Origin of the sequence: Pseudomonas sp., from assembly GCF_050739655.1 — a bacterium.
Classification (GTDB): Bacteria; Pseudomonadota; Gammaproteobacteria; order Pseudomonadales; family Pseudomonadaceae; genus Aquipseudomonas.
In genome coordinates this window covers 1-20,232 of the sequence record NZ_JBOIBY010000336.1, presented here as the reverse complement: position 1 = coordinate 20,232, position 20,232 = coordinate 1, and the positions used below count along the sequence as shown (strand labels likewise).

Below are 20,232 nucleotides of genomic sequence, written 5' to 3'. Positions count from 1 at the left end.
ATCGGGCATTTTTGTGAGTGTTCACTCGGGGCCTCCCGGAGCTTGGTTTGGTTCGCACCTCCAATTTCCCGGAAAAGCCCCGAGTGAACAACCTACAGAGAGATCACAGCTAGCCTGCTAGCGATGGCGGCGGCACATTCGACATCTTCTTTGAATGTGAAAGCTTTATCGCTAGCAGGCTAGCTCCCACAGGGTTCGTTCAGGGGAAGTTCGGAATGCTATCGAATGAAATGAATCTTCCCGCTATCGTCGTTGCCGATGTAGATACCGTAGACCCCCGCCTGGCGCTCCTCGATATAGCGCTCAAGAATCTGCCGGATCGCCGGGTAGTAGATGCTGTCCCACGGAATGTCTTCGGGCGCGAAGAACTTGTAGTCCATGGTTTCCGGCCCGTATTGGCCGGTGATCTCCAGGGCGGTGGCGCGAAAGATGATGTACACCTCGCTGATCTTCGGCACGCTGAAGATCGAGTAAGGCGAGAGTATTTCCGCGCGCACGCCGCTTTCTTCCCAGACTTCGCGTAACGCGGCCTGTTCGGTGGTTTCACCGGCCTCCATGAAGCCTGCCGGCAGCGTCCAGGTCCCGGGGCGAGGCGGGATTGCGCGTTGGCACAACAGGTATTTGCCGTCCTGCTCGATGATGCAGCCGGCAATGATCTTTGGATTGACGTAGTGGATGTAGCCGCAGCCAGGGCACATCAGGCGCTCGTGCGTATCGCCCGGCGGCAACTGTGACTTGAGGTCATTGCTACCGCATTTTGGACAAAAGCTCGGGCTGAACATGATTAGCGACCTATGCGTGGTTCTTTAATCGCGATGGGCAATACGATCTCAGGGATCGGCCCGGTCTCTTCCTGCTTGCGCTTGAGGTATTCGAGGGCCACGGTGGCGGCGGCACGCACGTGGTCGACGCAAGCCTGGTGAGCGGCCATGGGATCACCGCTCTTGATCGCCGCGACCATGCGCTCCATTTCCTGGTTGCTGGCGCCACGGCGGTTTTCCTGGGACACCGAGGTCGCGCGCAAATAGCTGATGCGCGCCTGCAACTGGCGCAACTGAGTGGCGGCGACGTGATTGCCGCAGCCTTCAAGCAGGACGTCGTAGAAACCTTGAACCGAGTCGATGACTTGTTGCAGTTCGCCTTCCTTGAGTGCCTGACGGTTATCTTCCAGCGCTTTTTCCAGGGCCTTGATGTCCTTGGCCTTGGCACGCAGGGTGAACAACTGGACGATCAGGCCTTCGAGTACGCAACGCAGCTCATAGATATCGACGGCATCAGCCAGTGTGATGATCGCCACACGCGGACCCTTGGCGTCGGCGAACTCCACGAGGCCTTCGGATTCCAGGTGACGCAAGGCTTCACGTACCGATGTGCGGCTCACGCCAAGGCGATCGCACAGATCGCGCTCGACCAGTCGGTCTCCCGGCAGAAGCTGGAAGTTCATGATGGCGCTTCGCAGTTTATCCAGCACGATTTCGCGCAGGGTAACGGGGTTGCGATTGACCTTGAAGCTGTCGTCGAGTGGCAGGCGTTTCATCGGGTACGCTCTAAAGTTGGCTGTCCATGCAAAACGGGCATCGTCCGTGCTCGTTCAGATCAAACAGCCGAGGGTTAACTGGAGGCCTCGGCATCGGCTTCGGCGAAGGCTTCGCGGGCGAGCCGGAAACTGTCCACGGCTGCCGGGACGCCGCAATAAATGCCGACCTGAAGCAGAATTTCGCGTATTTGCTCACGACTCAGGCCGTTACGCAAGGCGCCGCGCACATGCAGCTTGAGTTCGTGTGGGCGGTTGAGTGCCGAGATCATCGCCAGGTTGATCATGCTGCGCTCCTTGAGCGACAAGCCCTCACGACCCCAGACATGGCCCCAGCAGTACTCGGTGACCATTTCCTGCAAGGGGCGGGTGAAGTCGTCGGCGTTTTCGATCGAGCGATTCACATAGGCTTCGCCCAACACCTGGGTGCGGATTTTCAGGCCTTTTTCGTATTTTTCGTTGCTCATTTCAATGTCTCCCATGAATCCCGGGGTGGAAACCCTTGTGGGAGCTAGCCTGCTGGCGATGGCGCCATCAGGACCGCTATCGCTAGCAGGCTAGCTCCCACAGGTGATGATTGCAGGTCTCCCAGGTGGGCGATTGCAAGTCAGCAATCAACCCCTACAACCCACCCATCAAGGTGTATTTGATTTCAAGGTAGTCCTCAATCCCGTACTTGGAGCCTTCACGACCCAAACCCGAGGATTTGATCCCGCCAAAGGGGGCGACCTCGGTGGAAATCAGTCCTTCGTTGATGCCGACCATGCCGTATTCCAACGCTTCGCTCATGCGCCATGCCCGGCCCAGATCGCGGGTGTAGCAGTAGGCGGCCAAGCCAAACTCGGTGTCGTTGGCCATCTGCACAGCCTGGGCTTCGCTGTCGAAGCGGAACACCGCCGCCAGAGGGCCAAAGGTTTCTTCGGTGGCGACCTTCATTTGCGTGGTGATACCGGCCAGCACCGTCGGCTGGAAGAAGCCATGACCCAGTGCGTGACGCTCGCCGCCACACAACAGCAGTGCGCCTTGGGCCAAAGCATCCTGTACGTGGTCTTCAACCTTGGCCACGGCGCGGTCGTTGATCAGCGGACCTTGTGTCACACCGCTATCGAAGCCGCTGCCGACCTTGAGTTGCGAAACCCGCTCGGCGAGCCGCGAGACGAAGGCATCGTGAATACCGTCCTGCACCAGGAAGCGGTTGACGCAAACGCAGGTCTGGCCGGCATTGCGGAACTTGGCGATCAGCGCGCCTTCCACCGCTCGGTCCAGATCGGCATCGTCGAAGACGATAAAGGGCGCGTTACCACCCAGCTCCAGCGAGACCTTTTTCAGCGTCGGCGCGCATTGCGCCATCAACAATTTGCCAATGGCCGTGGAGCCGGTGAACGACAGCTTGCGCACTAACGGGCTTGCGGTCAGCTCGCCGCCGATGGCGATGGCATCGCCGGTGATCACGTTGAAGATGCCCGCAGGAATGCCCGCCTGTTCGGCCAGTGCGGCCATGGCCAGTGCCGAGAACGGCGTTTCCGGTGCCGGTTTGACAATGCACGGGCAACCGGCGGCCAGCGCCGGGCCGGCCTTGCGGGTGATCATTGCCGCCGGAAAATTCCAGGGGGTGATGGCGGCGACGACACCGATCGGTTCTTTGCTGACGACAATGCGCGCATCGCCCTTGTGGCTGGGAATGGTGTCGCCGTAAATGCGCTTGGCTTCTTCGGCGAACCACTCGATGAAGCTGGCGGCGTAGAGAATTTCACCCTTGGCTTCGGCCAATGGCTTGCCCTGTTCGAGGGTAAGGATCTCGGCCAGAGCGTCGACGTTTTCCAGCATCAAGGCGTGCCAGCGCTTGAGCGTGTTGCTGCGCTCCTTGGCGGTCAGTGCACGCCAGGCCGGCCAGGCCTTGTTGGCGGCCTCGATGGCCAGGCGGGCATGCTCGGTACCCAGGTTCGGCACCGTGCCGATGAGTTCACCGGTGGCCGGGTTGAAGATGTCCTGTTGCGCACCATCGGGCGCATCCAGCCATTGGCCGTTGATGTAGGCCTGCTGGCGAAACAGTGATGAGGCTGCTGGGCTCATGCCGGCTCCTGAGAATAGTGTTTGGTCTTGATCGTTCCCACGCTCTGCGTGGAAATGCAGCCCGGGACGCTCTGCGTCCCACAAGAGGCGCTCCGCGTCCCAATCCAGAGCCGAACGCGGAGCGTCCGTTGAGGCGTTCCCACGCGGAGCATGGGAACGATCTGTACAAGGGCGTTGCGTTCGTTTCTCAGGCCAAAGTGGGCAACGGCCCCAGCTTGCCTTTGTGATAGATCATCGGTGTCACTGGTTGCGCGGGCAGAATCAGGTTCTTCACCGCGCCAACGATGATCGCGTGATCACCGCCGTCGTATTCACGCCACAGCTCGCACTCGATGATCGCCGTGGCTTTGGCCAGCAGCGGGTTACCGAGCTCGCTCAGGTGCCAGTCGATGCCATTGGCCTTGTCCTTGCCTTTACCGGCGAAGGCATAGGCTTCGGCGGTCTGGTCGCAGGACAGCAGGTGAATCGCGAACTGCTTGCTGTCGCGCAACACCGGGTAGGTGTCGGAGGCGTAGTTGGGGCAGAACAGCACCAGTGCCGGATCAATCGACAGCGCACTGAAGGCGCTGGCGGTGATGCCGACAATGCCGCCGTCGGCGTCCAGGGTGGTGACCACTGTGACGCCGGACGGGAACGAGCCCATGACGTCTTTATAAATGCCAGGTTCGATCATTTCTCAGGACTCCTAGCGCATCACAAAAGGATCAGGCATCGGTGCCTGGGACAGGTTGATCCACACCGTTTTCAGCTCGGTGTAAGCCAGCACCGAATCGATGCCGCTTTCGCGTCCATAGCCGCTGTTCTTGAACCCGCCGATCGGCGCCATGGCCGACACAGCACGGTAGGTGTTGACCCAGATGATCCCCGAACGCACGTCCCGGGCCAGGCGGTGGGCGCGGCCCAGGTCGCGGGTCCAGATGCCGGCGGCGAGGCCGAATTGCGAGTCGTTGGCAATCGCCAGCGCTTCGGCTTCGTCCTTGAAACGGATGACCGAAGCCACCGGGCCGAACACTTCTTCCTGCATGATCTTCATCGAGTTGCGGTCGCACTCGAACAGCGTCGGCTCGTAGAACCAGCCGTCGCCCACGCCAGTCGGACGCTTGCCGCCAATGCGCAGGCGCGCACCTTCGGCAATGGCATCGGCGACCAGGCCTTCGACCACCGCCAACTGCTGCGCGGTGGCCATCGGGCCCATTTCACTGCTGTCTTCCTGGGGGTTGCCGATGCGGATGCGCTGGGCGCGTTCCACCAGGCGCCCTACGAATTCGTCGTAGATTTCGTCCTGCACCAACAGGCGCGAACCGGACACGCAGCTCTGCCCGGAGGCGGCATAGATCCCGGCGATGGCGCCGTTGATCGCGCTGTCCAGGTCGGCGTCGGCGAAGATGATGTTCGGCGATTTGCCGCCCAATTCCAGCGACAACTTGGCGAAGTTTTCGGCACTGCTGCGCACCACATGGCGTGCTGTGGCCGCACCGCCGGTGAAGGCGATCTTGCGTACCAGCGGGTGGCGGGTGAGTGCGGCGCCGGTGCTTGGGCCGTAACCGGTGACGACGTTGACCACACCCGGTGGAATCCCGGCTTCCAGCGCCAGGCGCGCCAGTTCGAGGATGGTCGCCGAGGCGTGCTCGGACGGCTTGATCACGATGGTGTTGCCTGCCGCCAATGCTGGCGCCAGCTTGATTGCGGTCAGGTACAGCGGGCTGTTCCACGGAATGATCGCGGCGACCACACCCATGGCTTCGTGCACGGTGTAGGCAAACAGGTCCGGCTTGTCCAGCGGCAAGGTGCCGCCTTCGAGCTTGTCGGCAAGGCCTGCGGTGTAGTGGAAGAACTCCGGCAGATAGCCGACCTGACCACGGGTTTCGCGGATCAGCTTGCCGTTGTCGCGGCTTTCCAGCTGTGCCAGTTTTTCTTTGTTTTCGGCGATCAGGTCGCCCAGGCGACGCAGCAATTTGCCGCGAGCGGTGGCGGTCAGGCCACGCCAGGCCGGGCTGTCGAAAGCGGTTTGTGCCGCTTGCACGGCGCGCTCGACATCCGCTTCATCGGCGTCGGGCAATTCAGCCCAGGCTTCGGCGAGTGCCGGGTTCAGGCTTTCGAAAGTCTTGCCGGAGAGGGCATCGACCCATTCACCGCCGATGCACATCTGGAAGCGTGCGAGTGTCATGCAACGATCCCCTTTATATGGTTTTGTTGGGCGTGCGCATTGTCGAGAAACTCCAGCAGCAGCTGGTTGACCAGGCGCGGAGACTCTACAGGCATCATATGCCGTTGCTCTGGGAGTACGGCGGCCATTGCGCCTGGGATGCGCTTGGCCAATTGTTCGGCCATTTCCGGGGTCGATCCCGGGTCCAGTTCACCGGTGGCGACCAGCGTCGGCGCCTGGATGTTCGCCAGGTCGTCGGCGCGGTACATGTCCTGGGTGGCGAACAGTTCGTAAGTGGTCAGGTAACCCTGCGGGTCGTTCTGCGCCAGCGTCTGGCGCAGCGCGGCGATCTGTGCTGGGTTGGCGGCCTGGTATTCGCGGCTGAACCAGCGCGACAGCGCCGCTTCCGCGTTGGCATCCGGACCGTGTTCGGCGGCCTGAGCGGTGCGTGCGATCACACCGGCGCGTTGTTCGGCGGAGCGATTGAACACGCTGTTGAGCACCACCAGGCTTTGCAGGCGTTGCGGGTAATGCAGGGCAAAAGCCCGCGCCACCAACCCGCCCATGGAAAAGCCGATCACCGCTGCCTTGGGCAGTTGCAGGTGATCGAGCAACTCCAGCAACTGGTCGGCATAGCCGAGCAGGGGAGTGCCGCTTTCCGGGCGCGGGCTGGCGCCATGACCGAGCATGTCATAGGCAATCACGCGGTATTTCGTGGCCAGACCAACGATCTGGCCGCCCCACATTTCTTTATTCAGGCCCACGCCGTGGATCAAGACCACGGGCTGGCCTTGGCCGGTCGCCAGGTAACTGGTTCCAGCCGGGGTGCGTTCAGCGGTGAGCCGAATCATGGAGCGCTCCTGCATACCTTTTTGTTGTAGTGACCGACCGGCTTACTGGGCTTTTTCAGCAGCCAGTTCTTCCAGGTCGATGTAACGGTTGCCGATGCGCGGGTGCAGGCGGCCACCGTCGGCGCAGCCCAGGACCACGACGATTTCGTCGGCACGCGGCGCGTCTTCGATTTGCATTTCCAGGGTGATGTAGTGCGAACGCAGGCCTTCGTCATCCTTGTGCATCATCGGAATCTGGATCGAGGTACCCGGGCCGCCGCGCTTGTTGGTGAAGCTCAGGTAGCTCTTGGCCTTGACCGCTTCGCGGTAGTGGTTGCCGAAGCGCAGGGTGTGGATCACGGCCGATGCGTGTTCGATTTCGCCATCGGCGCCGACCACGGCCGCCTTGCCATAGGCTTCGATTTTGTCTGCACCGCCGATGATGCCCACCAGGCGTTCAACCATCATGGCGCCCAGATCAGAGCAGTTGGCACGGATCTGCGGCTTCAGATCTTCAACGAAGCCACCCACCCAAGGGTTTTTCATCACGACGGCCAGGCCAACCATGGTCACTGGCTTGTCAGTGGCTTTGCCGCCTTCGATGAAGGTTTCTTCGACATAGCTGACGATCTTGCGGATTTCGAAACTCATGAGCTGCTCCGTACGAGTGAAAAAGTGTCTGTGCGTCTGATGGTATACCATAATACCGGTTGCGCAAGCGCTTAATCGGGTTTCTTGTCGGAAGGCGATGAAATGTAGGAGCGAGCTTGCTCGCGAAAAATTCAGGGCCACCGCGTTTTCCAGAAAGAACGCGTTGTCTGGGCGTTTTTCGCGAGCGAGCTCGCTCCTACAGGATTTGGCTATGTTCGAGAGAGAATGGGTGGTTTTCTGATCGCTTTCGCGGGCAAATCACATGGGGCAAGCAGTTCTGCCAGCCGCAGTCCAGGCACGCACTCACCCCCTGCGGCGCTCACCCTTTGGGTGAGCGCATGGCAGGAGAGGCGTTTGAGGTTCACGGGTTCAGGATGCCCCTCCGATTCGAGCGGGGAGGGGCATTACAACGGCAATTGAAACGTTCAGCGAACGTTTAACCCGCTGATGTCGCCCTTGCAGACTGCGCAGGCTGACGGGATGTGATCAGGCCGATAAACGAAATCGCCAGCGCCAGGCCAATGGTCGTGCTGACTTCGGTACGGTGTTGCGGGGAAACCATCATGACTGCCAGCGCTGAGCAAATGAACACGATCACCAGCCACGTGAGCCATGGGAACAGCCACATGCGGAAAGTCAGCTCGACGTTCCGTCGGCGCAACATCCGGCGCATGCGCAACTGCGACACCGCGATGGCCAGGTACACCAGCAAGGCAATCGCGCCGGAACTGGCCAGCAGGAACTCAAACAAACCGGAGGGCATGAAGTAGCTCCACACGGTGATCGCCGCACCCAAGACGGAACTGGCGATGACCGCCGCCCGTGGCACACCTTCGGATGAGGTCACTTTCAGCGTTTTGGGCGCATCGCCACGGCGTCCCAATGAGTACAGCATCCGCGAAGCGATGTAGATCGAGGAATTCATGCAGCTGGCCACGGCGATCAGCACCACCACGTCCACCATGAATTTGGCGTGGGGAATTTTCATGATTTCCAGGGCGCGCTGGTAGGAACCTACCGAGGCCAACAGCGGGTCGTTCCAGGGCACCACGGAGATGACCACGAAAATCGACAGCAGGTAGAACACGCCGATGCGCCAGATCACCGAACGTGTAGCCTTGGCGATGTTCTGTGACGGGTTGTCGGATTCGGCGGCGGCGATGGTTACAGCCTCGGTGCCGATGAAGCTGAACATGATGGTGATGAAGGCGCCCACGACCGCCGACAGGCCATTGGGGGCGAACCCGCCGTGCTCGGCCATCAGGCCGCTCAAGCCGCTGACTTCCCGGTCGGGGATCCAGCCCATCAACACGGCAAAACCCACGCCGATGAAACCAATGATCGCCACGACCTTGGCCATGGCGAACCAGAACTCGAACTCGCCGTACTTGGACACGCTGAACAGGTTGGTCACCACCAATGCAATGATCGACACCAGGGCGAACAGCCAGGCATCGATCTGGGGAAACCACTGGTTCAACACATGCCCGGCGGCCAGCGCCTCGATAGGAATCACCAGCACCCAGAACCACCAGTACAGCCAACCGATGGTGAAGCCCGCCCAACGGCCGATGGCCTGGTCGGCATAGGTGGAGAACGAACCGGTGTCCGGGTTGGCCACCGCCATCTCACCGAGCATGCGCATGACCAGCACCACCAGCAGGCCCGAGAACAGATAGGCCAACAGGACGGCCGGGCCAGCCGCCGCAATGGCATGCCCCGAACCCACGAACAAACCGGCGCCGATAATCCCGGCGATAGACAACATGGTGACGTGACGAGGCTTGAAGCCCTGCGCCAATTGGCCACTCGAATCCTTGGAGCTCGGGCTAATCATTGGTTTTTTCTCTGATGATCGACATTTAAGCGTAGTGATGAAGGGCCGCGGCCTGCCTGAAAGCGGCACCCTTGGAACGCTGCTGTTCTTATCAAACCCATCCTCGGGGTATGTGGTTGTTTCGATGAAAAGACGCGCCACCTTACCCGGCTTGTCCGACAATTCAATTACCTGATCACGCCACCTCTGTGTCTGATATCGACACACGCGAACGTTGCGTTCACGGCGAAAACCTAATGGTCACCAAGTGGCCAAAGCAATCATTTTGTTTTGTCGGCCTGATCACGCCCCCTGTAGGAGCTGCCGCAGGCTGCGATCATTTTGATCTTGCTGTTGGAAATCAAAAGATCGCAGCCTCGTTTCACTCGACAGCTCCTACAGGGGAATGCGGTCATCAAACTCTAGGAGCCGGCTTGCTGGCGATGGCGGCGTGTCAGCCGGTATCGATGTTGGATATGCCGGCCTCATCGCGGGCAAGCCCGCTCCCACAGTGGAACTGCTGTGAACACGAAATTTGTGCACGACAACAAACTGCAGGAGCCGGCTTGCTGGCGATGGCGGCGTGTCAGCCGGTATCGATGTTGGATGCGTCAGCCTCTTCGCGAGCAAGCCCGCTCCCACAGTGGAGCTGCTGTGAACACGAAATTTGTGCACGACAACAAACTGCAGGAGCCGGCTTGCTGGCGATGGCGGCGTGTCAGCCGGTATCGATGTTGGATATGCCGGCCTCATCGCGGGCAAGCCCGCTCCCGCATGGTCGCTTTCCGGTCGGGAGATGCCGCTGGCTGCAGCGACCGTCGGTCTCCTCAAGTCCGATATCGTTTTGACATATTTCTGGTCGCAACTTTACTTACGCGAACCGTCCTGTGGGCGCTCGAGCGCTGTCGCCGGGCGTCTGATGCCTATGTCGCCAACCTTGAGTCGGGCCTGTGCGCATGGGCGTCTGTTCCCACTAACCTGACAGGATCGGTGCCTATATGCATGCCTCTCGCGTGAACATGTATTCAAGGGTCAGCGCTCTATTGCTGGTGTTCTTTTCAGTGCTGACGCTGGCCGGAGTATTAGGCGCGCGAAGCGCGTTCAGTGCCGACGTTCTGTACATCGGCGATGCCGCTGACAAGACCGTCAAGCGATTCGATGCCGTGTCGGGGGCCTTCCTCGATGGCGATCTCAATCCAACCAACAACCCGGATGCCTTCGTCCGCGCAAAAAGCGGCGGACTGGCGGGCCCCCGGGGCATGTTCGTCAATGGCAAGCAATTGGTGGTGGCGAACGAGAATGTGGAGAATCGAGCGGTGGGTTCGATTCTGCGCTACGACCTCGACACGGGCGCCTTCCTGGGGGCATGGGTTCCTTCCACGGACAAGAATGCCCCGTTCGCACCGTTTGGCATCGTTCGTGAGACGTTCCCCAGTGAGGTGCTTTACGTCGGCAACAGTGTTTCCAGTAACGGAAACTCGCCGGGTACCCTCTTGACCTTCACCTCAACCGGCGCATTTCTGGCTAGTTTCAGAAGCGTGTCATCACACGGCGATTTCCATCCTCGGGGTATCGTGTTCGGCCCTGACGGGGTGCTCTACGTGTCGGTACAGAACCTCAAGGGCGACAACCTGGGCGGGCAAATCATGCGTTTTGCCGCTGACGGCAAGTTCCTCGGCACTTTCATCTCCGACAAGGGCGGGGTGGGCCAGCTCAATCGGCCTGAAGGTTTGGTCTTTGGTCCTGACGGGCGCCTTTATGTCACCAGCTTCAGGGCCAACGCCAGCGATACCGATTCGATCCGCATCTATGATCAAACCGGTAAATTCGTCGACAAGATCAATCTTTATGAGCCGGGCAAGGACCGCGCTTTCGCCCAGGCTTTGTTGTTCGGGCCGGAGAAGAAACTGTTCGTGCCCATCACCAACACGGGAGAGGTTCGTCGCTATGACGTGGTGAGCAAGCAATACCTCTTGTTTGTCGCCCCGGCCAAAGGCGGAGGCCAATTGCGCGAGCCCTGGTATTTGACCTTTGGCGCTACCGACGCGAAGACGTTGAATTACCAGGAGGTTGCCGTGGGCGGGCCTAACCTGGAGCGATGCTTCTGTGGGGATGGCTCGATAGTTGAAGTTTGCGCAGCGTTGGATTGCGGTTCTGGTCCCGAACAGGATGCGATCTGTGGCCCGGCCTGCGAAGGTAAGGGCGGCGAATTCGCAACCGCATGTTTCCCTGAAGATCCCGTATGCGCAACGCGAAAACAGTCACCTGCAGGTGCTACAGGCGCCTTGGGCACGAGGCAGCCTGCTGCTCCCTTGGGGCGTTAGGTCTCCTTGATGCATGGCGGTACTGATGAACAGGACGGTGCGTGCTCGTTGAGTGCGCATCGTCTTTTTCATTTATTGAACCTGAGCTGATCGCACCTCTCTAAATAAAATGTGGGAATAATTCCCACGTGATATCCTGACGATTCTTAAGGGTTGTGCAGGAACCGCAGTTGCTCGTTGATGCTGCAGTTTGATGGCTGTGTCGGTTGGCAGGTCGCTTCAACGGGTGCCTGGAAACTCACTGGACTTGCGCGAGACCAAGATCCCTACGCAAGGCCAAGCGGAGGTGCATCATGCTACTCAAGAAATGTTTATTGGCTCTGGCCATCGGTGGCGTCCTGTCGGCATCGACGGTTCTAGTGCCCGATCACATCAGTGGTTTCTCCAGCGCTTACGCCAGAGATGGCAGCAGTGGTGGAGGAGGCGGCCACGGTGGCAGTGGGGGTGGTGGTCACAGTGGTGACGGCGGTGGAGGTCACGGTGGCGGCTCAGGAGGCAGTGGTCACGGTGGTAGTGGCTCCGGCAGTGGTGGCTCAGGAGGCGGTGGTAATAGCGGCCACGGTGATGGAGGCACGGGACATGACGGCGTAGCCGGCAACAGTGGCCCAGGCAATGCCCATGACCGTGACGCCGCCAAAAATGACGCGAATGATGACCGAGACGCCACCAGAAACGACGCGGATGATGACCGAGACGCCGCCCGAAATGAGGCAGACGCCGCCCGGGACGCGGCTAAAGCTCAGGCGGATGCCACGCGGGACGCCGCAAGGGCTCAGGCGGATGCGGACCGCAATGCGGCAAGAGCCGCTGGCGTACCGGCTGCCCAGGCCGATGCCGCCCGAGATGCCGCCCGGGCTCGGGCCGATGCGGTCCGGGACGCGGCCAAGAAAGACGCCGACGCAGCCCGTGACGCGACCAAGGCTGCTGCCAATGCCACCCGGGACGCTGCCAAGGCTCAGGCACAACCGGCCAAAAACACGATGGTCCAGCAATAACGTAAAGCCCCTCACCCTGTAGGAGCTGACGAGTGCAACGAGGCTGCGATCTTTTGATTGCTACAGGCAAGATCAAAAGATCGCAGCCTGCGATCGACAGCCCCAGCCCAAGGGGTGATCAATCGAAGCCAGTCATAGCTGTCCGTAAGCTAGAAACAAAAAATCCCGGAGACATTTCTGTTTCCGGGATTTTTCGTTATCGGGGACAGTATCGAGGTGAATGACGCGATCATCGATATCGTGTTCTCACTGGACTCAGTCATTACGGCGGTAGGGATGGTTTCCCATGTTCCAGTGATGATCGCCGCCATCGTGGTCGCGGTGTTGATCATGATGCTTGCAGCGGGGGGCATTAGTGCATTCATTGATAAGCACCCGAGTTTGAAAATGCTTGCCTTGGCATTTTTGATTGTCGTGGGCGTAGTGCTGATCGCCGATGCAATGGGGCAACATGTACCTAAAGGCTATGTTTACTTTGCCATGGCGTTTTCGCTGGCAGTGGAAGCTTTGAACATTCGGTTTCGAGCGTTGAAGACTGCGTGAGTCCGAGCTAATGGGGCAAGGAAGCCTCGTTTCAAAGATTGCCAAGAACGCCGGCAGCCCGTACGTCAACGCAAGTTCCAAGGCCGATTTCAAGGGGTATAACTGTCAGTACAACAGACGGGGCACACGGAACACGCCCTTCAAAGGCAGCGCCCTGGCCAGGCGCCTCCAGCCTGATAGGCACCCGCGGCGCGGAGCGATGTGATGAGTTCCAGAGTATGGCGATGGGCTTGCAAGAGCCTTCTTGGCGGCATCGAGCTGGCCTTGCTGGTGATGCCACTGTGCGCCAGCGCCATGTTCAAGTGCCAATCCAGGGACGGCGCCATCAGCTACACCAGCCATGCCGTCGCTACCGCCCGGTGCGCTCGCGTGAATGGCATGGCGGACGCCGATGCCGGTGCCAAGGCAACGGCCCGGCCACGGCTTGTCCGGGACGACGACTCAGGCGCGGTGCGGATTCGGGTGTTCACCTTCATGCACAAGGGTATTCGACAGTATGTGAGCCGACGCCCCGTCGGGAACTCCGCACGGGTCGATGTGCTTGAGGTTTATTACATCAAGGGCTGCTATCTGTGCACGGCGCCGAAGGATTTCAAGCTCGCCTCACTGCGCCTGGACACCCGGTCCTATCAGCGGGAGATCGAAGCCGCTTCGGGTCAGTATGGTGTCGACCGGGCGCTGGTCCGCGCAGTGATCCATGCCGAATCGGCGTTTCGTCCCAATGCCATTTCCGAAGCCGGTGCCCAGGGGCTGATGCAATTGATGCCCGCCACCGCCGAGCGCTTCGCCGTGAACGATCCGTTCGACGCTCGACAGAACATTCGTGGCGGTGTGCGCTACCTGGCCTGGTTGCTCAAGCGCTTCAACGGCAACCAGATGCTGGCGTTGGCAGGTTACAACGCCGGCGAAGCGTCCGTGGACGAGTACAACGGGGTACCTCCCTACGCCGAGACGCAATCCTACGTTAGCCTTGTGCAATCCTTGACAGAACGCTATCGCAACCAACACTAGTACCGCAGACCTTCTACAGCATCGGACTGTACGATTTTCAATGCCCTGATCCTGCACCGGGGACCCAGCACAATCCATCCCTGTATTTCGTGGACGATATTCGATAATGGTTTTCAATATTCACAATCTCAATCCGTGCTCAAGACTAAAGCTGCTAGTAGCGCTTTGCGCGCTAAGCCTGCTTGGCTGTTCACGCAGCGAGGAGACAGGGCAATGCAATGCTGCACCGCAAGTGCCCGTCCGGCAGGTCGTCATCATCGGTATCGACGGCCTGCGTGCCGACGCGATTAGCCCCGCACTGACTCCCTTCCTGTTCCAGTTAGCTGAGTCTCGTGGATTGGCGTGGGGAAAAATCGATGTCAGCAACGGCCGCACACAACACACTTATTCCGCGCCAGGCTGGATAAGTGTGCTCACCACAAGTTGGGCAAGCGAACATGGCATTGTTGATAACAAAAGCGCAGGTCCGGTCAAAGTTCCAACGGTGTTTGAGCGCGTTCAGGGGCGCAAATCCGATAGTCGCAGCATTATCATCACCTCCTGGAGGCCGCTGTACGACTTGGTCGAGGGGCGCTTGCGAGCTTTGCCAGCAATGCACCATGCAGGTTTTTTTCGTGAAAACGATGCAGCGATCGAGCAAGAAGTATTGACCACCTGGCAAGCATGCCAGCCAGATCTGGCCTTCATTCATTTCGATGCTGTAGACAAAGCGGGCCATGACGGTTCTTTCGATCCGTCTGACTCGGGCTACGCTTCTGCCGTGCGCGAAACTGACTCTCGCATGCGTCGCCTGTGGGAGAAGGCATTTTCGGCACCCTCCGCGCATGGGGAAATGCCTCAGCGTCTGATCATTTTTGCCAGCGATCACGGAGGCATCGGCAATAATCACGGCCGCTATTCAGATGCCGAGCGGTGGGCACCGGTTCTAGCAATATCGCCGTCTGGTTATCCTGCTGTGAACATCAGCCGCTTGGTTGATATTGGTCAGGTTTCGCTGGATTTTGTCCAGTTAGAGGGGGGGAGGCTCCAGTAGACACACCCGATCAATACCGGAACTCTCGGATCATTGAATGCTGCACAGTGGAAAGTAGTTGCTAACGCAAATTTACATTGATCCACCTACCTATTCGGTGTTCGACAATTGATTCAGTGCGCATTGAACGCCAGAACCGAATGTGCCGCTAAGGCGGCGCACGAATCATTCGAGTTGTCGTCTACCCTGGGTATCACAGGGATAGGTTTGCCGATTGCCAGTATTCGGTTAGTTCACCGCTACGTTAACAATCGAGACGATTAAGGCCGATAAATCCAATACGTCTCTCTGGCCTGGCCGAACGGATCGTTAGGTGGGCTTGGGAAGAGGGCATTACATAAAATTCACATCCCTACGACTTTTCAGCGACAGGTGAATCATTAGCATACAAGCTGGCCACTGGAGAAAGCCAATGAGCACCCCTGTTAAACTTAAATTTTCCGAAAAGTGCGATAAGGATCATGCTCGGCAATACTACCTGAAGCATCAGGATGGAATGTCGCGGAAATTATCCCATTATCGGGATGAACAGATGGTGCGCCATGCGTTACACAAGGCCGGAGACCCCGGGTTGGTGCTCGACCTTCCATGTGGTGCAGGGCGGTTCTGGCCTTTGCTCGCAGAAAACCTTAATCGGATCATCATTGGCGCAGATAATTCGCCGGATATGATTAAAACCGCGCTGGAAAATCAACCCGCCGATATAGTCAAGCGTGTGAAGACTCTTGAGACTTCAGCATTTTCCATCGATCTACCTGATAATTCGGTAGACAGTATTTTCAGCATGCGATTGATTCATCATATTGGTGAATCCGCGCATCGATTGACGATGCTGCGAGAGTTTCACCGGGTGACGCGAGACACCGTCATCCTGTCGATGTGGGTCGATGGTAACTTCAAGTCCTGGAAGCGAAAGCGCCAGGAAGAGCGGCGTGAGGCCAGAGGGGAGTACAGGGAATACCAGAATAGGTTTGTTATCCCTCGATCCGTCGCAGAAGATGAATTCAAGCAAGCCGGGTTCGTCATTGATAACAAGTCTGACTTTATCCCGTTTTTTGCCATGTGGCGTGTTTACGTTCTGCGCAAGGTTTGAACTCCGAGGCAACGCGTCAAAAGCTGCCAACTGGGGTTCAAGCTGGCTGATCAAGCCCTCCATGAACCCCATCAACTTTGCCTGATAACCCGGAGCCTTGAACCTTGGGCTACATAACCGGCTCCGGGTTTCAGGAATCAGAGCGCGACGCTGGCATTCCACTTTTGGTATGGGATGGGCAAGCTGCATGAATCGCCTCGCCCCATAGGGAAGTATTGGAAACCCCGGTGTGCGAGACGCTCTGCGTCGTACAGATTGCGGCCATCGAAGATCACGGGGTCTTTGAGCTGTTTATGGATCAGGTCGAAGTCCGGCGCCTTGAATTGCTGCCACTCGGTGCAAATGATCAGCGCATCGGCTCCACTGAGCGCTGCTTCCGGCGTGCCCATCAGGCTCAGGTTGGGACAGTCCTGATACAACGATTGGGTTTGCTGCATTGCCTCAGGATCGAATGCCTGGACATGTGCGCCCACTTCCCACAGAGCTTCCATAAGCACCCGGCTGGGGGCTTCTCGCATGTCATCGGTGTTGGGTTTGAACGCCAGACCCCACAGGGCAAACGTCCTCCCTCGCAAATCACCTTTATAGTACGCGTTGATGCGTTCGAACAACTTGCATTTCTGTCGCTGGTTGATGGCTTCCACTGCTTGCAATAAGTCATTGGAGCATTGAGCTTGTTGTGCACTATGGATTAGCGCGCGCATGTCCTTGGGAAAACATGAGCCGCCATAACCACAACCGGCATAAATGAAATCGTAGCCAATGCGTGAATCTGCGCCGATCCCCAAGCGCACGGATTCGATGTCAGCGCCCAGGTGTTCAGCCAGTTCGGCGATCTGGTTGATGAAACTGATCTTGGTCGCCAGCATGCAGTTGGCGGCGTACTTAGTGAGTTCTGCGCTGCGCAGGTCCATGAACATCGTGCGGTCATGGTTACGATTGAACGGCGCATACAGCTCCCGCATCACATCGCGCACCTCATCACGCTCGCAACCTATGACGATCCGGTCTGGACGCCGGCAATCGGCGACGGCAGAGCCTTCCTTAAGAAATTCCGGATTGGATACGATATCGAACATTAGTGTTCGATTATCGCGTTGCAGGGCCTCATTAATACGATCGCGCAGAGCATCACCCGTGCCTACTGGCACAGTGGATTTTTCAACGATAATGATGGGCTCGCTGCGGTGCCGGGCGATAGCCTCGCCCACTGAGAAGACACTACTCAAATCCGCTGATCCGTCTGGACGTGATGGCGTGCCCACGGCGATAAACAAAACCTGACCATGCTCAACGGCAAGCTTTTCATCGCAGGTGAAGCGTAGCCGTCCGTTATCCAGGTTTTCCCTAACCAGTTCTGCCAGGCCAGGTTCAAAGATGTTTACTTGCCCTTGATTGAGGGCTTCAACTTTTCCGTTGTCGATGTCCATGCAGATGACATCATGGCCGACCTCTGCCAGGACGGTTGCCTGGACAAGACCGACATAGCCGCTACCAAATACACTGATTTTCATGAGGCACTCCTAATTTCGGGCGCACTTGCTGGTCGATAGTTGATGGTGATAACCCCTAGAATGACCAGGGCCACCCCGAGACTTTTGAAAAGGCTGAAATGTTCGTGGAACAGCGGTAGACCGGCGGCGGCCACGTACACCAACGCGTAACTGATGCTAAGCAGCGAGTAGGCGCGACCCAATGGCAGATCCCGCAGTGCCAGCAACCAACTGAGCATCGACAGTGCGTAGGCCACGATTGCGGTAAGCACCACGGCGACAGCGCTCAGATTGAGGTCGCTGTCTAGCCAGTGATCGGGTGACGGCAAACGGCTCATGCTCCAGCGCATGCCCAGTTGCGCTGCACTGACCAGCAATACGCTACCCAGGGCGAATGGGATTCCTCGCCGCTGGTTCATGTGTGTTGCCCCAACAGCGCCACGCCGCTCATGACCAGGGCCGCTCCCAGCCAGTGACGACGATCGATGGATTCGTCGAAGACGAAGCGGGAGATCAGGGTGATCAAAACGAAATTGAAGCTCAGCATCGGGTAGGCAATGCTGACTTCGAGGCGCTGCAGTACCAGTAGCCACACCAGCAAGCCCAGTCCCAGTGAGGCAAGGGCTAACCACAACCAGGGCGAGCGCATTTTCTCGGCCCAGCCCGACGCCTTGCCGCGCCAGCTTTCCACGGCGTATTTCTGGGCGACCTGGCCCAGGCAGGTCAGCAGGCAGGCGGTCAAGAGCAGCAACAAGCTCATGAGGCCTCCTGAGGGAAAATCAGAATGACGAGATTGCCTTGTACATAACGTTTGCCATCCTTGGGCAGCCTTTCAATTTCCTGCAGCTCCTCGTCACCCTTGACCCGCATCATCACGCCGACCGAACCGCTTCGGCGGGCCTCACGCATCCACTGTTGCACCTGTATCAGGTCGACCCGCTGCTGAATCCCGTCAGGGTAAGCGAGGCCGTATTTCAGTTCGCCTATCGTGTTGTACAACGCCACGTCCCGGCGTTTCAGGCGCCACGCCAGGGCCGAAGCGGCGCCCAGGTCGTTGCTCAGCAACTGGTTGGTCTGGCCGAGCTCGGCTGCATGCTCGAGGATGAATTGGTCCGGCATTTTGTTGGCGACCACGGCATCAGGTAACGCCGCGGGTATCACTCCGATGAGCAGCAAACTGCCGAAGGCCGGTGCCGCCCAACATTGCAAAGGCCGGAAGGCCTGAAACAGGTTTGCGATGATCCAGCCGATCAGGCCAATGAACACCAGCACCAGATTGTGAAGTTCGTGGTTGTAGACCGGTTTCTTCAATTGCAGATAAACCAGGGCCAGCAGGGTGATCAGGCCCAGAGCCAAGTTCAGCAGACAATTGATGCCCAGGGCGCGGCCTTGCGCCAGCCTCAACCGATCGGCCAATGCATGACCGATCAACAAAGCCAGCGGCAGCAGGCATGGCAGGATGTAGGAGGGCAACTTGCCTTTACTGAGGCTGAAGAACATCAGCGGCATGACCAACCACAGCAGCAGGAACGCGATGTTGGACTGGCGACGTGTCTGCCAGGCTTGCTTGAGTGCAGGTGGCAGCAACGCGACCCATGGCAAGCTGAAGGCCACCAGCAGCGGCAAGTAGTACCACCACGGCGCACTGTGTTGGGCGTCGTCCCCGGCAAAGCGGCGGATATGTTCGTGCCAGAAGAAGAACCGCCAGTAATCGGGCTCTTGAGCGTGCACCGCCAAGGCCCACGGCAGGCTCACGGCGATGGCCACCGCTATCGCTACCGGGCCATAAACCAGCAACTCACGCCAGCGTTTTTGCCAGAGCACCCAGGGCAGGGCGATCAGTACGGGCAATAGCCAGGCGAGAAATCCCTTGGTCATGAAACCCATGCCGCAGGCCAGGCCCAGGACGGCCCAGCTAATCAAACGTTGGGTACGGTCGACGCTGTCCAGGGCGAACCATAAGGCGACCAGACTCAGGTTGACCCAAAAAGTGAATTGCGGATCGAGGTTGGCGTAGCCCGCCTGTAGGCCAATTACGGACAGACTCATGTACACCAGTGCACATATGAAACTCTTGCGCGGCTCGTTCCATAGGCGACGAGCGATCAGGTAGCACAGCAACACACTCATCCCGGTGCACAAGGCCGAAGCGAACCGCACACCGAACAGATTCTGGCCAAACAACGCCTGGCTTGCGGCGATCATCCAATAACCGGCCACCGGTTTTTCGAAATAGCGCAGGCTCATGAAGTGCGGCGATACCCAATTGCCACTCAGGAGCATGTCCTGGCTGATCTGGGCGTAGCGGGTTTCGTCGGGAATCCATAAGCCATGGCTGCCCAGCGGCAGCAGATACGCCAGAACGAAGATGGCCAGCATTATCGGTAATGCCAAGCGCTTACTCATGCGCCTTGCACTCCCAGCCAGCCCTCGCGCCCTTCGAGCGCGCCACGCAGCACTCGGCCAGCTGGCAAGGTGTCCGGCACCTCGGGCAGCAGATCGCCCAAGGGTTGAAAACGGATGTTTTGCTTGCGCGCATCGGCTAGCAAATGACGAAAATCGGTGGCCATCAGAATCCCTTCTACTTCGGCGTGAATCGTGTAGACGTTAAGTTTTTCAGGTGAAAATCGATCAAGAATGAAGGCGTTGAAATCCTTGGCGGCGACACCGGGGCCGATCACTTCATCGAA

Annotated in this window: 18 protein-coding genes and 2 pseudogenes; 6 read left to right on the top strand and 14 right to left on the bottom strand. The window is 58.7% G+C overall.

The window, feature by feature from the left end; genetic code table 11:
* Positions 1 to 218: 218 nt before the first annotated feature.
* The 9 genes from ACRESJ_RS16295 to gabP all read right to left on the bottom strand — a co-directional run bounded on the left by ACRESJ_RS16295 (position 219) and on the right by gabP (position 9,071).
* Positions 219 to 782, bottom strand: a complete 564-nt coding sequence (locus ACRESJ_RS16295) for an NUDIX hydrolase (RefSeq protein ID WP_431758818.1) — start codon at positions 780 to 782, stop codon at positions 219 to 221.
* Positions 783 to 784: 2 nt separating this feature from the next.
* A complete protein-coding gene (locus ACRESJ_RS16290) occupies positions 785 to 1,537 on the bottom strand; it encodes a GntR family transcriptional regulator (RefSeq protein ID WP_431758817.1) in 753 nt (250 codons plus the stop codon).
* Between the two features lie 74 nt (positions 1,538 to 1,611).
* Positions 1,612 to 2,001 (bottom strand): carboxymuconolactone decarboxylase family protein, encoded by a 390-nt coding sequence (locus tag ACRESJ_RS16285; protein WP_008059553.1) that lies wholly within the window; start codon positions 1,999 to 2,001, stop codon positions 1,612 to 1,614.
* Between the two features lie 154 nt (positions 2,002 to 2,155).
* Positions 2,156 to 3,607, bottom strand: a complete 1,452-nt coding sequence (locus ACRESJ_RS16280; protein ID WP_431758816.1) for an NAD-dependent succinate-semialdehyde dehydrogenase — start codon at positions 3,605 to 3,607, stop codon at positions 2,156 to 2,158.
* Positions 3,608 to 3,794: 187 nt separating this feature from the next.
* Positions 3,795 to 4,280, bottom strand: a complete 486-nt coding sequence (locus ACRESJ_RS16275; protein WP_431758815.1) for a flavin reductase family protein — start codon at positions 4,278 to 4,280, stop codon at positions 3,795 to 3,797.
* 12 nt (positions 4,281 to 4,292) lie between these two features.
* A complete protein-coding gene (locus ACRESJ_RS16270) occupies positions 4,293 to 5,774 on the bottom strand; it encodes an aldehyde dehydrogenase (RefSeq protein ID WP_431758814.1) in 1,482 nt (493 codons plus the stop codon).
* On the bottom strand, positions 5,771 to 6,604 hold the full coding sequence (locus ACRESJ_RS16265) for an alpha/beta fold hydrolase (protein WP_431758813.1): 834 nt from the start codon (positions 6,602 to 6,604) through the stop codon (positions 5,771 to 5,773). The genes ACRESJ_RS16270 and ACRESJ_RS16265 overlap by 4 nt, the downstream gene beginning before the upstream one ends.
* A 42-nt stretch (positions 6,605 to 6,646) precedes the next feature.
* The gene (locus tag ACRESJ_RS16260; RefSeq protein WP_431758812.1) at positions 6,647 to 7,234 is read right to left on the bottom strand and encodes an amino acid synthesis family protein; all 588 of its coding nucleotides are present in this window, start codon (positions 7,232 to 7,234) and stop codon (positions 6,647 to 6,649) included.
* A 436-nt stretch (positions 7,235 to 7,670) separates the two neighbouring features.
* On the bottom strand, positions 7,671 to 9,071 hold the full coding sequence (gene gabP / locus ACRESJ_RS16255; RefSeq protein WP_431758811.1) for a GABA permease: 1,401 nt from the start codon (positions 9,069 to 9,071) through the stop codon (positions 7,671 to 7,673).
* Between the two features lie 977 nt (positions 9,072 to 10,048).
* Here gabP and ACRESJ_RS16250 point away from each other — a divergent pair.
* The 6 genes and pseudogenes from ACRESJ_RS16250 (at position 10,049) to ACRESJ_RS16225 (ending at position 16,049) form a co-directional block, all read left to right on the top strand.
* Entirely contained in the window at positions 10,049 to 11,374 is a 1,326-nt protein-coding gene (locus ACRESJ_RS16250) for a hypothetical protein (protein ID WP_431758810.1), read from the top strand.
* A gap of 293 nt (positions 11,375 to 11,667) precedes the next feature.
* Positions 11,668 to 12,369 (top strand): hypothetical protein, encoded by a 702-nt coding sequence (locus ACRESJ_RS16245; RefSeq protein ID WP_431758809.1) that lies wholly within the window; start codon positions 11,668 to 11,670, stop codon positions 12,367 to 12,369.
* Between the two features lie 225 nt (positions 12,370 to 12,594).
* Positions 12,595 to 12,912: pseudogene (locus ACRESJ_RS16240) on the top strand (TerC family protein); the annotation flags it as partial.
* Positions 12,913 to 13,116: 204 nt separating this feature from the next.
* Positions 13,117 to 13,923 carry a lytic transglycosylase domain-containing protein gene (locus tag ACRESJ_RS16235; protein WP_431758808.1) on the top strand — a complete coding sequence of 269 codons (807 nt, stop codon included), beginning with the start codon at positions 13,117 to 13,119 and terminating at the stop codon, positions 13,921 to 13,923.
* 106 nt (positions 13,924 to 14,029) lie between these two features.
* Positions 14,030 to 14,956 (top strand): alkaline phosphatase family protein, encoded by a 927-nt coding sequence (locus tag ACRESJ_RS16230; RefSeq protein ID WP_431758807.1) that lies wholly within the window; start codon positions 14,030 to 14,032, stop codon positions 14,954 to 14,956.
* 412 nt (positions 14,957 to 15,368) lie between these two features.
* Complete coding sequence (locus ACRESJ_RS16225) at positions 15,369 to 16,049, top strand: class I SAM-dependent methyltransferase (protein WP_431758806.1); 681 nt, start codon at positions 15,369 to 15,371, stop codon at positions 16,047 to 16,049.
* Between the two features lie 137 nt (positions 16,050 to 16,186).
* On the opposite strand, the gene ACRESJ_RS16220 is transcribed toward ACRESJ_RS16225, so the two are convergent.
* From ACRESJ_RS16220 to ACRESJ_RS16200, 5 genes and pseudogenes are all read right to left on the bottom strand, one after another.
* Positions 16,187 to 17,563 (bottom strand): UDP-glucose dehydrogenase family protein, encoded by a 1,377-nt coding sequence (locus tag ACRESJ_RS16220; RefSeq protein WP_431758805.1) that lies wholly within the window; start codon positions 17,561 to 17,563, stop codon positions 16,187 to 16,189.
* Positions 17,560 to 17,961 (bottom strand): 4-amino-4-deoxy-L-arabinose-phosphoundecaprenol flippase subunit ArnF, encoded by a 402-nt coding sequence (gene arnF / locus ACRESJ_RS16215; RefSeq protein ID WP_431758804.1) that lies wholly within the window; start codon positions 17,959 to 17,961, stop codon positions 17,560 to 17,562. Before arnF ends, ACRESJ_RS16220 begins: the two co-directional genes overlap by 4 nt.
* A complete protein-coding gene (gene arnE / locus ACRESJ_RS16210; RefSeq protein ID WP_431758803.1) occupies positions 17,958 to 18,302 on the bottom strand; it encodes a 4-amino-4-deoxy-L-arabinose-phosphoundecaprenol flippase subunit ArnE in 345 nt (114 codons plus the stop codon). The genes arnF and arnE overlap by 4 nt, the downstream gene beginning before the upstream one ends.
* The gene (gene arnT / locus ACRESJ_RS16205) at positions 18,299 to 19,948 is read right to left on the bottom strand and encodes a lipid IV(A) 4-amino-4-deoxy-L-arabinosyltransferase (protein ID WP_431758802.1); all 1,650 of its coding nucleotides are present in this window, start codon (positions 19,946 to 19,948) and stop codon (positions 18,299 to 18,301) included. The genes arnE and arnT overlap by 4 nt, the downstream gene beginning before the upstream one ends.
* Positions 19,945 to 20,232 (bottom strand): annotated as a pseudogene (locus ACRESJ_RS16200) (4-deoxy-4-formamido-L-arabinose-phosphoundecaprenol deformylase); the annotation flags it as partial. The pseudogene ACRESJ_RS16200 and the gene arnT, both read right to left, overlap by 4 nt.

What these genes read in the sequence shown, in the direction of transcription:
- arnE (WP_431758803.1), bottom strand. Translation starts at nt 18,302, where the DNA reads ATGAGCTTGTTGCTGCTCTTGACCGCCTGCCTGCTGACCTGCCTGGGC.
- ACRESJ_RS16285 (WP_008059553.1), bottom strand. Translation starts at nt 2,001, where the DNA reads ATGAGCAACGAAAAATACGAAAAAGGCCTGAAAATCCGCACCCAGGTG.
- ACRESJ_RS16220 (WP_431758805.1), bottom strand. Translation starts at nt 17,563, where the DNA reads ATGAAAATCAGTGTATTTGGTAGCGGCTATGTCGGTCTTGTCCAGGCA.
- ACRESJ_RS16230 (WP_431758807.1), top strand. Translation starts at nt 14,030, where the DNA reads ATGGTTTTCAATATTCACAATCTCAATCCGTGCTCAAGACTAAAGCTG.
- arnF (WP_431758804.1), bottom strand. Translation starts at nt 17,961, where the DNA reads ATGAACCAGCGGCGAGGAATCCCATTCGCCCTGGGTAGCGTATTGCTG.
- ACRESJ_RS16275 (WP_431758815.1), bottom strand. Translation starts at nt 4,280, where the DNA reads ATGATCGAACCTGGCATTTATAAAGACGTCATGGGCTCGTTCCCGTCC.
- gabP (WP_431758811.1), bottom strand. Translation starts at nt 9,071, where the DNA reads ATGATTAGCCCGAGCTCCAAGGATTCGAGTGGCCAATTGGCGCAGGGC.
- ACRESJ_RS16250 (WP_431758810.1), top strand. Translation starts at nt 10,049, where the DNA reads ATGCATGCCTCTCGCGTGAACATGTATTCAAGGGTCAGCGCTCTATTG.
- ACRESJ_RS16290 (WP_431758817.1), bottom strand. Translation starts at nt 1,537, where the DNA reads ATGAAACGCCTGCCACTCGACGACAGCTTCAAGGTCAATCGCAACCCC.
- ACRESJ_RS16265 (WP_431758813.1), bottom strand. Translation starts at nt 6,604, where the DNA reads ATGATTCGGCTCACCGCTGAACGCACCCCGGCTGGAACCAGTTACCTG.
- arnT (WP_431758802.1), bottom strand. Translation starts at nt 19,948, where the DNA reads ATGAGTAAGCGCTTGGCATTACCGATAATGCTGGCCATCTTCGTTCTG.
- ACRESJ_RS16280 (WP_431758816.1), bottom strand. Translation starts at nt 3,607, where the DNA reads ATGAGCCCAGCAGCCTCATCACTGTTTCGCCAGCAGGCCTACATCAAC.
- ACRESJ_RS16295 (WP_431758818.1), bottom strand. Translation starts at nt 782, where the DNA reads ATGTTCAGCCCGAGCTTTTGTCCAAAATGCGGTAGCAATGACCTCAAG.
- ACRESJ_RS16225 (WP_431758806.1), top strand. Translation starts at nt 15,369, where the DNA reads ATGAGCACCCCTGTTAAACTTAAATTTTCCGAAAAGTGCGATAAGGAT.
- ACRESJ_RS16260 (WP_431758812.1), bottom strand. Translation starts at nt 7,234, where the DNA reads ATGAGTTTCGAAATCCGCAAGATCGTCAGCTATGTCGAAGAAACCTTC.
- ACRESJ_RS16270 (WP_431758814.1), bottom strand. Translation starts at nt 5,774, where the DNA reads ATGACACTCGCACGCTTCCAGATGTGCATCGGCGGTGAATGGGTCGAT.
- ACRESJ_RS16235 (WP_431758808.1), top strand. Translation starts at nt 13,117, where the DNA reads ATGAGTTCCAGAGTATGGCGATGGGCTTGCAAGAGCCTTCTTGGCGGC.
- ACRESJ_RS16245 (WP_431758809.1), top strand. Translation starts at nt 11,668, where the DNA reads ATGCTACTCAAGAAATGTTTATTGGCTCTGGCCATCGGTGGCGTCCTG.